Annotated in this window: 14 protein-coding genes; 8 read left to right on the top strand and 6 right to left on the bottom strand. The window is 56.2% G+C overall.

Annotated elements, in window-relative coordinates; genetic code table 11:
* Window positions 1-333: 333 nt before the first annotated feature.
* Complete coding sequence (locus tag ACRZ9U_RS03320) at window positions 334-912, top strand: thymidine kinase (RefSeq protein ID WP_170401790.1); 579 nt, start codon at window positions 334-336, stop codon at window positions 910-912.
* Here the strand turns inward: ACRZ9U_RS03320 and ACRZ9U_RS03315 are convergent.
* The 5 genes from ACRZ9U_RS03315 to ACRZ9U_RS03295 all read right to left on the bottom strand — a co-directional run bounded on the left by ACRZ9U_RS03315 (window position 909) and on the right by ACRZ9U_RS03295 (window position 4,102).
* Complete coding sequence (locus tag ACRZ9U_RS03315; RefSeq protein WP_170401793.1) at window positions 909-1,859, bottom strand: 2-hydroxyacid dehydrogenase; 951 nt, start codon at window positions 1,857-1,859, stop codon at window positions 909-911. The two genes, ACRZ9U_RS03320 and ACRZ9U_RS03315, sit on opposite strands and share 4 nt — an antisense overlap.
* The gene (locus tag ACRZ9U_RS03310; protein ID WP_170401796.1) at window positions 1,859-2,197 is read right to left on the bottom strand and encodes a tRNA-binding protein; all 339 of its coding nucleotides are present in this window, start codon (window positions 2,195-2,197) and stop codon (window positions 1,859-1,861) included. Before ACRZ9U_RS03310 ends, ACRZ9U_RS03315 begins: the two co-directional genes overlap by 1 nt.
* Entirely contained in the window at window positions 2,190-3,005 is an 816-nt protein-coding gene (gene proC, locus ACRZ9U_RS03305) for a pyrroline-5-carboxylate reductase (protein ID WP_170401799.1), read from the bottom strand. The genes ACRZ9U_RS03310 and proC overlap by 8 nt, the downstream gene beginning before the upstream one ends.
* Before the next feature lie 33 nt (window positions 3,006-3,038).
* Complete coding sequence (locus tag ACRZ9U_RS03300) at window positions 3,039-3,539, bottom strand: type III secretion system chaperone family protein (RefSeq protein WP_010441802.1); 501 nt, start codon at window positions 3,537-3,539, stop codon at window positions 3,039-3,041.
* Between the two features lie 314 nt (window positions 3,540-3,853).
* Entirely contained in the window at window positions 3,854-4,102 is a 249-nt protein-coding gene (locus ACRZ9U_RS03295; protein WP_170401803.1) for an accessory factor UbiK family protein, read from the bottom strand.
* Between the two features lie 97 nt (window positions 4,103-4,199).
* Here ACRZ9U_RS03295 and lgt point away from each other — a divergent pair, with 97 nt between their 5' ends.
* The 4 genes from lgt to ACRZ9U_RS03275 all read left to right on the top strand — a co-directional run bounded on the left by lgt (window position 4,200) and on the right by ACRZ9U_RS03275 (window position 8,413).
* Window positions 4,200-5,087: a prolipoprotein diacylglyceryl transferase gene (gene lgt / locus ACRZ9U_RS03290; RefSeq protein ID WP_170401806.1), complete on the top strand. Its 888-nt coding sequence runs from the start codon at window positions 4,200-4,202 to the stop codon at window positions 5,085-5,087.
* Window positions 5,084-6,151 (top strand): SAM-dependent methyltransferase, encoded by a 1,068-nt coding sequence (locus tag ACRZ9U_RS03285; protein WP_170401810.1) that lies wholly within the window; start codon window positions 5,084-5,086, stop codon window positions 6,149-6,151. The genes lgt and ACRZ9U_RS03285 overlap by 4 nt, the downstream gene beginning before the upstream one ends.
* The gene (gene pgeF / locus ACRZ9U_RS03280; RefSeq protein WP_480901301.1) at window positions 6,148-6,906 is read left to right on the top strand and encodes a peptidoglycan editing factor PgeF; all 759 of its coding nucleotides are present in this window, start codon (window positions 6,148-6,150) and stop codon (window positions 6,904-6,906) included. The genes ACRZ9U_RS03285 and pgeF overlap by 4 nt, the downstream gene beginning before the upstream one ends.
* Before the next feature lie 724 nt (window positions 6,907-7,630).
* Window positions 7,631-8,413, top strand: a complete 783-nt coding sequence (locus ACRZ9U_RS03275) for a Hint domain-containing protein (RefSeq protein WP_480592003.1) — start codon at window positions 7,631-7,633, stop codon at window positions 8,411-8,413.
* Between the two features lie 123 nt (window positions 8,414-8,536).
* Here the strand turns inward: ACRZ9U_RS03275 and ACRZ9U_RS03270 are convergent, their stop codons facing one another.
* Complete coding sequence (locus ACRZ9U_RS03270) at window positions 8,537-9,037, bottom strand: Lrp/AsnC family transcriptional regulator (RefSeq protein ID WP_170392385.1); 501 nt, start codon at window positions 9,035-9,037, stop codon at window positions 8,537-8,539.
* A gap of 227 nt (window positions 9,038-9,264) precedes the next feature.
* On the opposite strand from ACRZ9U_RS03270, the gene trxB reads away from it, so the two are divergent.
* The 3 genes from trxB to ACRZ9U_RS03255 all read left to right on the top strand — a co-directional run bounded on the left by trxB (window position 9,265) and on the right by ACRZ9U_RS03255 (window position 12,424).
* Window positions 9,265-10,206 carry a thioredoxin-disulfide reductase gene (gene trxB / locus ACRZ9U_RS03265; protein WP_170401816.1) on the top strand — a complete coding sequence of 314 codons (942 nt, stop codon included), beginning with the start codon at window positions 9,265-9,267 and terminating at the stop codon, window positions 10,204-10,206.
* Between the two features lies 1 nt (window position 10,207).
* Window positions 10,208-10,666: an RES family NAD+ phosphorylase gene (locus tag ACRZ9U_RS03260; protein WP_170392389.1), complete on the top strand. Its 459-nt coding sequence runs from the start codon at window positions 10,208-10,210 to the stop codon at window positions 10,664-10,666.
* 102 nt (window positions 10,667-10,768) lie between these two features.
* Window positions 10,769-12,424 (top strand): adenylate/guanylate cyclase domain-containing protein, encoded by a 1,656-nt coding sequence (locus ACRZ9U_RS03255; RefSeq protein WP_480886510.1) that lies wholly within the window; start codon window positions 10,769-10,771, stop codon window positions 12,422-12,424.
* Window positions 12,425-12,569: the final 145 nt, after the last annotated feature.

Here is a 12,569-nt window from a genome sequence, read left to right as displayed (position 1 = left end):
CCCTGCCCCCTCTGCCTGTCCATGCTGGGGGAAAGGGTGGGGAAATTTCCCATATTCGATTCATAATTGAAATGGCAATAATTGACTATCCCTCAGATATGCAGGGATTTTGTGAGTGAGTGGCGGCTGTTCGAGCCGGTAAAGAGTGTATGCGGGGCAGGATTTTAGCCTTGCATTGTATAGGCCACTTGTAGGCCGACGACGCCACTGTCGCGAAGGCGAGGTAATCCATCCCCAAGAGCATTTGCTCAACCTCAGCTGTAGCGATGGTGGCGTCGATTTACCCCCATGAGACGGCTTGCCCAGGCAGCACATGCGAATTAGACCCACGGCATGGCAAAGCTCTATTTCAACTATTCGACTATGAACGCTGGCAAATCGACCGTGTTGCTGCAGGCCTCGCATAACTATCGCGAACGCGGCATGGATACCTACCTGATGACAGCCGCCATTGACGGACGCGCCGGTGAGGGGCGGATCGCATCAAGAATCGGAATCTCGGAACGAGCGGACATGTTTCGTCCCGACGACAATGTGTTTGCCATGATCGAAAACCGCCTGACACAAGGGGGCATCGCCTGCGTATTCATTGATGAAGCCCAGTTTCTTTCGGAAGAGCAGGTCTGGCAACTTGCGCGCGCCGTAGATGATCTGAAGGTCCCAGTGTTGACCTACGGGTTGCGGGTGGATTTTCAGGGTAAACTGTTCCCCGGGTCGGCAGCATTGTTGGCTCTGGCCGATGAGATGCGCGAAGTACGCACCATCTGCGAATGCGGGCGAAAGGCGACGATGGTGATTCGTCAGGATGAAAACGGGAACGCCATCACTGAAGGGGCGCAGGTACAGATTGGAGGGAACGAGACTTATGTCTCGCTCTGCCGCAAACACTGGCGCGAGGCGGTGGGTTCCTAAACCGGGTTGGGTAACGTTCGCCCGGCCACGAACGCCGCGACATTGTCCAACGCCATGTGACCCATATCGGTGCGCACCTCTTCGGTCGCGGTGCCGAGGTGGGGCAGCAGAGTCACATTTCCCATGTCACACAAGGCCTGCGGCACCTTGGGCTCGAACTCGTAGACATCCAGCCCAGCGCCAGCAATCCGACCCGCATGAAGCGCTTGGATTAAGGCGGCTTCGTCCACAACTTCACCGCGCGCAATGTTTATCACAATGCCCGAGGGCTTCATCGAAGCCAAAATCTGTGCGTTGACCAAGTGTTGTGTTTCAGCTCCTCCGGGGACTGCTATGACAAGAAAATCCACTGCCGCAGCTAATGCATTGAGTTCAGGGATGTACTCTGCTTGGAAGTCCAGCTGTTTTGGACTGCGTGATTGATAGGCAACGGTCATGTCGAATCCGAAATGACACCTCCGGGCAATGGCCTGACCTATGCGGCCCATTCCGATGATGCCCACCTTTTTGCCGGTCACATGTTGGCCCAGCATCTGTGTAGGATGCCACCCCTGCCACTGGCCTGACCTGACCAACCTTTCCCCCTCACCTGAACGGCGGGCCGTCGTGAGCAAAAGTGTCATGGCAACATCGGCGGTGGCATCGGTGACGGCACCCGGCGTGTTGGTAACCGCGACTCCGGCAGCATGTGCGGCGTCCACGTCGATATGATTGTAACCAACTCCGAAATTTGCCAGCAGTTTACAGCGAGGCTCTAGCACCTGAGCAAAGATCTCTGCCACGAACTGATCGCCCAACGTCGGGACCACGACGTCAAATTCAGTCAGCGCCCGCAACATTTCTTCATGCGTCAGAGGCGTGGTTTCACTGCGGATTTCCACATCGAATTCGGCACGGGCGCGCACTTGGACAGCCGATGTCATCGGTCGGGCAATCAGCAGTTTCATCAATGCATCCTTCCACCGATGGGCACAGCGCGATCGGGGCCTATCAACACGATCTCACCGTTTTCGTCGGGAAGACCCAACACCAAAACCTCGGACATGAATTTACCGATTTGGCGCGGGGGAAAGTTGACCACGGCCATCACCTGCTTGCCCACCAGCGTCGCCGGATCGTAGTGCGCGGTGATCTGGGCTGAAGTTTTGCGCTCACCGATCTCATCGCCAAAATCGACCCACAGCTTGATCGCGGGCTTGCGGGCCTCCGGGTACGGCTCGGCGCGTATCACCTCACCTACACGAATGTCGACTTTGAGAAATTCGTCGAATGAAATCTCACTCACGAGACAACTCCTTAGATCGGTCGGTTGCAGCTTTGACGGCACGATGTAGCAGGTCTGGGAAACCCTCTTCTTCATGCATCAACACCTCCAGTGCGGCCTGAGTGGTGCCGTTGGGAGAGGTGACGTTAACTCGCAATTGCGACGGATGCTCGTCAGCGGCCATCGCCAACGCCCCTGCCCCGGCGACGGTTGATTTGGCCAACTTCATTGCCAGTTCCGGTGGCAGACCATGCGCTTCGCCAGCTTGCGCCAGTGTTTCGATCAGGTGGAATACATAGGCCGGGCCCGAACCGCTGACCCCGGTGACGGCATCCATCTGTGTCTCATCATCCAATCGAACCGTCTCACCAATGGCCGAAAGCAGGTTTTCAGCCAGTAGGATATCCGCGTCCGAGGTGTTGGCATTCCCAATCAGCGCCGTGATCCCCTGCCGAACCGCCGCAGGCGTATTTGGCATCGCACGGATGATCGGCGTATCTGCCCCAATGACGTTCTCGAAAGTGGCCAGCGATGTACCCGCTGCGACCGATATGAAAAGACTGTCACCATTGCCCAGCGCTTGAATGGCTGGCAGGGCTTCGCCCATCATCTGTGGTTTGACCGCTACGAGTACAACTGCGGGTGCCTCGGGGAGAGGAGTGTTGATGTTGACGCCCTGCGCCTTCAGCCAATCCGAGGGGTAAGGATCAATCACCCAAACAGATGCTGCGGGCAGGCCATGTTCCAACCAACCCGCAAGCATTGCTGAACCCATCTTGCCGCATCCCAGAAGCACCAACCCCTGTTCGGCGACGCGCGAGATATCCATGATTGCCCCTCCCCTATGGTTCGGGGCAAAGCTTTACGCGCGGCCGTAGGCCTCTGCAATGGCGACTTGCATCGCCTCTTCGGGGTCTCGGTTTCCCCAGGTCACCAGTTGGATCGCGGGGTAATAGCGCTCGGCGCTCAGTACCGCTGCGGTGATCATGGTATCGATCTGTTCTGGGCTGGCCGTCTGACCACCGGCCAGCACCAAGCCATAGCGATAGACCATCAATTTCTGGTTGGCCCAGTAGGTAAACGCCCCGGCCCAACACTGATCATTCATCTTGTTCAGTAGCTCATAAAGCTCGGTTTCGCGCTCGGCCGGAGGCTCCATCTCAAAGGAACACACCATGCGGAGCGTTTCATCGTAATTCGACCAGGCCAAAGTTATCGAATATGTGCGCCACTGTCCTTCGACAGCCATGGCAATCTGATCATCCCCGATCCGGTCAAAATCCCAGTCGTGATGTTCTGCAAGATGTTCAACAATGTCGATCGGATGAAGGTCTTCTTCGAGATACTGCTCGGAAAGGGCCATAATGCCACCTCACTAATCTCTAGCATTTTGGGGCTGGCAGCGCCCCAGCGCTAGTTGCCTGCTCTACAAGCCGGGCTTCCCCAGTCTGCCTGTACTAAATATGGTGCGATGTGAGCACAGCTCTGGCAACCCTATTTATTGGGGATAACAGCAATAAGTTGTGGACAGTTGGCAACGCCGATCAAAATATTGGCGTTGGATGCAGCTTTGTCTTGATAAATTTCTGCAGAGCGGCAAAATGCACAACACCGCACAATCCAAGTTCGGATTGCGCGGCGGATGCTTTTACCCAAAATCTTAAATTCCTGCGGACGTTACTTGTCCAGCTTCGCCTCGAGCGCGGCAATTCGCTGTTCAAGTGCACCGTTCTCTTCGCGCGCTTTCTGCGCCATGGCACGCACAGCATCAAAATCTTCACGGGTTACGAAATCCCGGTCGGCCAGCCAGCGGTCCATCATGGATTTCATCGCATTCTCGGCCTCTTCTCGTGCCCCCTGCGCCACACCCATGGCATTGGTCATCAGTTGAGACATATCGTCCAGAATCTTGTTACGGGTTTGCATGGGCTTTCTCCGATTTCGCGATTGCTCTCTATATGGGTAAAGATTGGCCTGGGCTCAAGGTTGACTTGCCACGCAAACCCCGGGCAATGAGACGCACATGCAGGCTGTTTTGAATTTCCCCGATCTGTCACCCGAAATTTTCTCGATCTCTCTGTTCGGGATGGAGTTTGCGCTCAGGTGGTATGCGCTGGCCTATATCGTCGGCATCCTGATTGCTTGGCGCATGGCGCTGATGGCGCTTAGGCGGCCTGTGCTTTGGGCTGATGACACACCACCGATGCAACCCGATCAGCTTGAGGATTTGGTCACCTGGATCATACTGGGTGTAATTCTTGGTGGTCGATTGGGGTTCGTCCTTTTCTATCAACCCGCATATTATTTTGCGTATCCACTGGAAATTCTGATGGTTTGGCAGGGTGGCATGGCCTTCCATGGCGGCCTGTTGGGCGTGGTGATCGCCACGTATCTGTTCGGCAGGCGCCACGCTACACCGATTCTTTCGCTGGGTGATCTGGTTGCCTACACAGTGCCGCCCGGGTTGTTGCTGGGACGATTGGCGAATTTCACTAATGCCGAGCTTTGGGGTCGACCCAGTGAATTGCCATGGGCGGTGATCTTTCCCGGAACCACGGCCCAAGACTGTCCCGGCGTTGTTGCAGGGATGTGCGCCCGCCACCCTTCGCAACTGTATGAGGCAGCACTCGAGGGTCTGGTCCTCGGGGCGATTCTGATATGGCTGGCCTACCGGCGCGGCGCGTTTCAAAAACCAGGTCTGGTTATGGGCGTATTTCTGGCTGGCTACGGCGCATCGCGGTTTTTTGTCGAATTCTTCCGTCAACCCGATGCGCAATTTGTATCGCCCGGGAATCCGCTAGGGTTGGCGTGGCATGTTGGCGGATATGGATTGACGATGGGGCAACTCTTGTCGCTACCAATGATTGCACTTGGCCTTTGGTTGGCATTTCGGGCACGACGCAGATCATGAACCTGAAGGATCGTCTGCTCCTGCGCATCCAGAATGATGGCCCTATGACCATCGCTGACTACATGACCGAGTGTCTGATGCATCCGGAACATGGATACTACACAACCCGCGATCCGCTGGGCGCTCAGGGCGATTTCATTACAGCGCCTGAAATCAGTCAGATGTTCGGGGAGCTTATCGGGTTGTGTTTGGCGCAATCCTGGCTGGCGCAAGGCAAACCTGAACGGATTGTTCTGGCCGAGCTTGGCCCTGGTCGTGGCACCCTGATAGCAGACATCCTGCGCGCCACTCAGAGGGTGCCTGGCTTTCACAAAGCAGCCAAGATCGCATTGCTCGAAGCTTCACCTGTTTTGCGCGACGTACAAGCCAAGGCACTGCAAGGGTATGAACCTCAGTGGATTGAGGCAATTTCTGATTTTGAAGATCTTCCTCTGTTTCTGGTGGCAAACGAGTTCTTTGATGCCCTGCCCATCCGCCAGTTCCTGCGCGAAGGCGAAGGTTGGCGCGAGAGGTTAGTTGGCAAAAATGGTGCATCGCTTGCGTTCGGTCTTGGTGCGCAATCGGCACAAGCTGCGCTCAGCGAACGTGTCGAGGATACGCAGGACGGAGATCTGGTAGAACTGTGCGCTGCTGCCAGTTCCATTATGTACTCTGTTGCCGGGCAGATCGCTCGTAACGGCGGAGCCGCGCTGATCATCGATTATGGTGACTGGCGCTCGCTTGGCGACACATTGCAGGCGTTGCAAGCGCATGAACGTGTCGATCCCCTGGATCAGCCCGGTCAGGCGGATCTGACCACACATGTCGACTTTGAGGTCTTGGCGAAGGCGTCTCATACTTCGGGCTGCGCTTATACAAAACTGACCCCGCAGGGTGTGTTTCTTGAGCGGCTCGGGATCACCGCGCGCGCGCAATCGCTTGCCGCCCCTCTCAGCGGGTCACAGCTTGAGGCGCTGGTCTCTGCACATCGACGGTTGACGCACCCCGACGAAATGGGAAACCTGTTCAAAGTACTGGGCCTTTATCCGCCAAACGCCACGCCGCCACCGGGACTGGAACCATGACACTGGAAATCATTACCTCAGACATGCTGTCCCCCGTACGACACGGGTTCTTCAGCCGCCGCGGTGGCGCATCTTCTGGTATCTTCGAAGGACTCAACTGCGGAACCGGGTCGACAGATTTGACCGAGGCCGTAGCTTTGAACCGTCGGCGCGTCGCCGAAGCGATGGAAGTAGCCCCCGAGGCGATGATCGGCGTGCATCAGGTGCATTCTCCGACCGTGATTACAGTCGATGGGCCGATGACGGGCGACAAACCCAAAGCTGACGCAGTGGTCACATCAACGCCGGGTCTGGCGCTTACGATCTTAACCGCCGATTGCCAGCCGGTGCTGTTTTCCGATCCTGACGCAAATGTGATCGGGGCCGCACATGCCGGCTGGCGCGGGGCGTTGGACGGTGTGCTGGAGGCAACTTTGGACGCAATGGAAGCGCTGGGGGCCAGCCGGGACAACACAGTTGCCGTAATCGGCCCGACGATTTCACAAAGCGCTTACGAGGTCGGCGCCGAGTTTCTGGACGACTTCCTTGCCGACACGCCCGAGAACGCGCGTTTCTTTGCAAATGGCAAAGGTGATCGAATGCAATTCGACCTGCCCGCCTTTGGCCTGCACCGCCTGCGCGAAGCGGGTATCGGCCAGGCCGAGTGGGTCCGCCACTGCACCTATTCCGACCCTGACAGGTTTTATTCCTACCGGCGCTCGACCCATGCCAATGAGGCCGACTACGGCAGGTTGATTTCCGCGATCCGGCTGTAAATCTGGCCCGAAATAAGGCAGCTTTGCCCAGTTTCTGCCACATTTCTTGTGTTTATCAGAGTCAGAATCGTCTCAAATTTTCGCCAATGCACAGACGGTTATCCCGGCTCGGGACCTCATTGCATGGGCGGAATTAACAAAGAGGTACCTGAAACCTTTAATTTGTCCTCAATTCATCCCGGATCAGCCTTATAGGCGCCGCAAATCAGCGTCACATTGGCTTCATAAACGGGAACGGGGCGATCCGCCCTATCGAAGCAGGACAATGGATATGAAATCGAAATCACGCTTTCTCAGCGCCGTTTTTGCGGCTGTCAGGGATCAAGAACCGGAAATGCCCTGGAAGCGGGTTTCAAGTCACTCTGTCAGAGTTGCGCGCCGTCTGGCGGCACGACGCTGACACAGCAACCCCATGGGACCAGCTGCCGGTCTCAACGGGCAAACGCATACCGGATGATGCTCCGGTTCGGTATGTGGGGTCGCAGTCAAGATTGCGGCCAGGTTTCGGAGCGTGTGTGTGCAGGCAATTGCAGCCTGCGGTTTACGAGTTTGTCTGGGGGGTCAAGAACTTGACCAAAACACTGGTGTATTCTGCTACGGCGCTGTGCATTCGCGGCGACCAGCCTGTGTTTACCCATCTGATTACAGACAAAGAACAAGGTCGTCCGGCGATGTTGCACGGGGGTTCAAGCCGTCGGACGGAATTTAGAGGGGACGGAATACCATGACTATTCCAAATTCTCTGGCCCGCGCTGCCAGAAACGCGGTCGAGACGTCAGCGCTGTTGCGCGAAGCGCCTCGTCCGGGAACGAAGCAAAAGGCACAGCTTCGACGTTATGAAGTGTGCAGTCTGTTGAAAAACGGGGATATTTCACAGACGCGCCATATCGCACCAGCCTTGCCGATGTTTGAAGATGCGTTCTGTGCGTTCACACGCGGATCGTTGGTTGAGACACCGCAAGGCCAGATGGCCATCGAAGATCTGCTGCCGGGTGATGATGTACTCACTCAGGACGGATCATCGGAAACCGTGCTTTGGAAAGGGTCCGTCACGCTGATTCCCGGACGCGAGGATACGCGCGGACGAACCCGGCCGCTGACGCGGATCATGGCCGACACGTTCGGAATGCAAAAACCGATGTCGGGCGTCATCACAGGCCCCGCCGCACGTCTGCTGGGTACGCCCACGCATATGCGTCATCTGAACGGCGGGCAGCCCATGCTGACACCCGTCAGTGAGTTTCAGGATGGAATGGGCGTCATTGAAACGCTGCCACCGACTCCGGTTGAGCTGTTTCATATCTGCGTCGCGCGGCATTCGGTGATTCGGGTCGATGGCTTGCAGTTCGAAACCTATCATCCGGGCATCAATGCGGTCCGAATGATCAGTCACTCTTTGCGTTCGATCTATTTGAATCTATTCTCACATATCGAATCGTTGAATGATTTCGGTCCGTTGCTCTTGCCAAGAGCCGGAGATGGTGAAATTGACGCTATGACAGCGTGAACTGGTTAACTATTACTGTACTGCAAGCGTGGGGCATTATGCAGATTTTACTGAGTTGGGTTTTAACCCTGGCACTGGCGGCGATGCTGCCACCCTGTCCTGTGGATCAAACAAAAGGTAGGTTCAGGCCGTCCGGTTCATCCGGTCTTCCAGCACGTCAAATGGTACGCCTGGCTCGTCTTTTGCGCCTCGGATAACAAGCGAAGTTTTGACGCTGGCCACGTTTGGCGTGGTCAGCAACTCGCCTGTCAGAAATTGCTGAAAACTGCTGAGATCCGGCGCGACGCATTTCAGGATGAAATCAACCTCGCCATTCAGCATGTGGCATTCGCGAACCAATGGCCATTCCCGACACCGGTCTTCAAAAGCGCTGAGTTCGGATTCAGCCTGACTTTCAAGTCCGACCATGGCAAAGACCTGCACTTCGAACCCAAGCTCGCGGGCGTTCACCTCGGCATGATAGCCGCGAATGTACCCCGAATCTTCCAGCGTCCGCACCCGTCGCAGGCAAGGAGGAGCGGATATTCCTACGCGCTTGGCAAGCTCAACATTGGTCATACGGCCATCGGCCTGCAGTTCCGCAAGAATTTTGCGGTCGATTTCATCCAACCGGGTCGTGACCATCGAATGCTCCTGAGTTTTTCAGTTGTTATATCAGCAGCCCCGGGAGGCGCAATAATATTTCACAGCCACGCAATTTTCGTTATTTCAGATACATAATTGGCCGCAAAGCCAAACACTAGGCACATCACGGACCTGCAATATGAAGGGGCTTTAAGCCCTGCCCTGCGGTCGCTATATCGATCCGCACCGGACAACACGTCCGCCGAGGCAGTTTGAGTGAGGATACCATGGCCGAAACACGACACACCAAGGTTCTGATCATCGGGTCGGGACCTGCAGGATACACCGCGGGCGTTTATGCAAGCCGGGCCATGTTGGAACCGATCCTGGTGCAGGGTATCGAACCCGGTGGGCAGCTGACCACCACAACCGAGGTGGAAAACTGGCCGGGTGACACCGAGGTTCAAGGTCCAGACCTGATGGTTCGGATGCAGGACCACGCCAAGGCAATGGGATGCGAAGTGATCGGCGATATCATCAGCGATCTCGATCTAAGCGAGCGTCCCTTCACAGCCAAAGGCGACAGTGGCACCGTCTACACCGCTGACGCGGTGATTCTGGCTACGGGCGCACGAGCCAAGTGGTTAGGCATTCCCTCGGAAGAGAAATTTAAAGGGTTTGGCGTATCAGCCTGTGCCACCTGTGACGGCTTCTTCTATCGCGGTCAGGAAATCGTTGTGATCGGCGGCGGAAATACTGCCGTAGAAGAAGCGCTGTTCCTGACCAACTTCGCAAGCAAAGTCACTCTGATCCACCGCCGCGATGAGTTGCGAGCTGAAAAGATCCTTCAGGATCGGCTGTTCAAGAACGAAAAGATCGAGCCGCTTTGGTTTCACGAACTGGATGAGGTGATCGGAACCGATGCCCCACTGGGTGTGGAAGGCGTCAAGGTCAAGAATGTAAAGACCGGCGAAATCACGGAGATTCCGTGCAAAGGCGTATTTGTCGCTATCGGCCACGCTCCGGCAAATGAGCTGGTCAAAGATACGCTGGAAACCCACATGGGTGGCTACGTCGTGACCAAGCCGGGCACGACGCAAACTTCGGTTCCGGGAGTTTTCGCTGCCGGAGACCTGACCGACCACGTATACCGTCAGGCTGTGACAAGCGCCGGTATGGGCTGCATGGCCGCGCTGGATGCAGAACGATTCTTGGCGGAGAACGACTAAGATGATCACAGAATTCTCCGGCCTCGTCTGGAGAATTTTGTTCCGCACCCAATCGGGTGACCCGCTCTCATCGGCCCGTGCCCCCGAAGGACGGTTTCATCATTCTGGCCAATTCGCGCTTTATGCGTCGCTTAGCGCTGAAGGGGCCGGGATCGCCATTCGGCGCTATGTCTCGCAGTGCGACCCTCCACGGACGATCCATCGCTTGAAGATATCCAAGGCGCAAGTATTGGATTTGCGGGGGCAACCTTCTGCCTCGATCGTCTGGCAAGACATGCGGGCAACCGGCATACCCTCTCCAACATGGCGATTTTCGGACAAGGCCCGCACATACGGCGCGGATGGACTGCTATACAGTTCGCGCTCGCGTCCTAAACTGAGCCATTTGGTGTTGTTCAACGCAGAACACCAGATGATACAAACCGCAGGTGCCCCCTGCGACTGGTTCCCCGAAAGGTGACCGCGCCTATCTTGACCGGCACCCGGCACCGTATCAGGATCAACCATAGTAACGCGAAGAACAGGTGAGCTTTTGGAAAACGTTCTTTGGCGCGGCGGATGGATGAGCCGGCTCAGAATCGCAAGCGGCCTCGTGCTGTTTGTCTTTGCGTTCTTTCATTTCATCAATATCGGCCTTGGTCTGTTTCACACTGATTTGCTGCACGGGATGCAGGGCGGACGTAAAGCTGTCAGCCGTAATGAGATCGGCAGCGTCGTGATATATGGCGCATTGCTGATGCACATGGGACTGGCGCTTATCTCACTCGCGCAGCGCCGGACGCTCAGAATGCCTTTCAGCGTCGCGCTTCAGGTTATTCTTGGCCTGTTGATCCCGCTGCAGCTTATCTCACATTTGGTTCAGACCCGATACGCGCATGAGATTTTTGGGGTGAATGATGAAATGGGTTACATCATCATTCTGATGTGGCCCAGCACCGCGATCTGGTTCCAAAGCCTATTACTTCTGCTGGTGTGGGTCCACGGATGTATTGGGCTACACATGTGGTTACGGTTGACCACATGGTGGCGCGCGATGGTTCCATATCTGATCGGTCTCGCCGTCTTTGTACCGGGCTTCGCCTTCGCAGGCCTTCTGACCGAGGGGCGGCGTATCTGGGCCGATTTTGCCGACCCCGATCTACGAGAACAGTATGTCGAATACTATAACTGGCCTTCGCAAGAAGAGTTTCAGTCTTTGTTTTCCGTCACAGACTATACGCAGTGGGTATTCTGGGCCGCGCTTGCACTAACAGGCTTGGTCTATCTCGGGCGCAAGCTTTGGCGGCGGCGGCATTCGGTGCGGGTGCGCTATGTCAACGGTCCAGAAGTTGTTTCGGAGAAAGGCATGACCCTTTTGGAGATGTCGCGCGCAAACGGCATCCCACATACCGCGCTGTGTGGCGGCAAGGGGCGCTGCACGACCTGTCGCGTTGTGGTTGAAGATGGCGCCGATCAGTTGCACCCACCAACCGAAGTTGAAGCCCGCAGCCTGAAAGCGATCAGCGCGCCAGAGGGGACTCGCCTGGCCTGCCAGATGCGGCCGTCCGACCCGCTCACTGTATTTCGTGTTTTCCGCCCCGACGGCGCGCGTGATCGTGCGCATGCGAGCCAGGGGCAAGAACGGCAGCTGGCGGTTCTGTTTCTGGACATGCGCGGGTTCACCGCCCGCACAACGGGGCAATTGCCGTATGATATCGTTTTTCTGTTGAATCGTTTCTTTGACGCAATTGTCCCAGCAATCACGGCACAAGGCGGGGTTGTCGACAAATACATGGGCGATGGGTTGCTGGCGATGTTCGAAACAGCCAACGCCGCAAGTTCGGCAAGTGCCGGTCTGAGGGCGGCGGCTGGGATCGGACACGCATTGGAGCGTTTCAACCAGCAGCTCCAAGCAGAAGGCAGCCAACCTGTGCGCATTGGTATGGGTCTACATCTTGGTGATCTTGTGCTGGGCGAAATCGGAGCAGCTAAACACGCGCCACGCACCATCATTGGAGACGCTGTAAACGTTGCCAGCCGTTTGGAGGCTGAAACCAAAGCGTTGGGGGTCGAACTCCTTGTGTCGGACAAGGTTTTGGACGCGGCTGGGTTACAATGTGATCCCCGCGATCTACGGGAATTCAGCCTGCGCGGTGTCTCTGAACCTGTCCCCGCCCTGCCCGTCAGGCACGCAGCCGACCTTAAGTCGCAGACTTCGCCTTTGGAACAGATTGCCTGAGAATGTGCCTAATGAGCTTGAGCGGCGGGATTTTTTCAATAACCTGAAACAAAAAACAGAAAACCGTTCCATTTCGTGAAAAAACCACACATTTCATCCTTAGTTTTTGCGAGTCTATGGACTTCACCCTCAGGCCGAGGCACAC

This window comes from Ruegeria sp. D7, assembly GCF_056534355.1.
This window is presented reverse-complemented; position numbering and strand designations above follow the sequence as displayed.

Coding starts and splice junctions, on each gene's coding strand:
- ACRZ9U_RS03320 (WP_170401790.1), top strand. CDS start 334: ATGGCAAAGCTCTATTTCAACTATTCGACTATGAACGCTGGCAAATCG.
- ACRZ9U_RS03255 (WP_480886510.1), top strand. CDS start 10,769: ATGAGCCGGCTCAGAATCGCAAGCGGCCTCGTGCTGTTTGTCTTTGCG.
- ACRZ9U_RS03275 (WP_480592003.1), top strand. CDS start 7,631: ATGACTATTCCAAATTCTCTGGCCCGCGCTGCCAGAAACGCGGTCGAG.
- pgeF (WP_480901301.1), top strand. CDS start 6,148: ATGACACTGGAAATCATTACCTCAGACATGCTGTCCCCCGTACGACAC.
- lgt (WP_170401806.1), top strand. CDS start 4,200: ATGCAGGCTGTTTTGAATTTCCCCGATCTGTCACCCGAAATTTTCTCG.
- ACRZ9U_RS03300 (WP_010441802.1), bottom strand. CDS start 3,539: ATGGCCCTTTCCGAGCAGTATCTCGAAGAAGACCTTCATCCGATCGAC.
- proC (WP_170401799.1), bottom strand. CDS start 3,005: ATGGATATCTCGCGCGTCGCCGAACAGGGGTTGGTGCTTCTGGGATGC.
- ACRZ9U_RS03315 (WP_170401793.1), bottom strand. CDS start 1,859: ATGAAACTGCTGATTGCCCGACCGATGACATCGGCTGTCCAAGTGCGC.
- ACRZ9U_RS03260 (WP_170392389.1), top strand. CDS start 10,208: ATGATCACAGAATTCTCCGGCCTCGTCTGGAGAATTTTGTTCCGCACC.
- trxB (WP_170401816.1), top strand. CDS start 9,265: ATGGCCGAAACACGACACACCAAGGTTCTGATCATCGGGTCGGGACCT.
- ACRZ9U_RS03285 (WP_170401810.1), top strand. CDS start 5,084: ATGAACCTGAAGGATCGTCTGCTCCTGCGCATCCAGAATGATGGCCCT.
- ACRZ9U_RS03295 (WP_170401803.1), bottom strand. CDS start 4,102: ATGCAAACCCGTAACAAGATTCTGGACGATATGTCTCAACTGATGACC.
- ACRZ9U_RS03270 (WP_170392385.1), bottom strand. CDS start 9,037: ATGGTCACGACCCGGTTGGATGAAATCGACCGCAAAATTCTTGCGGAA.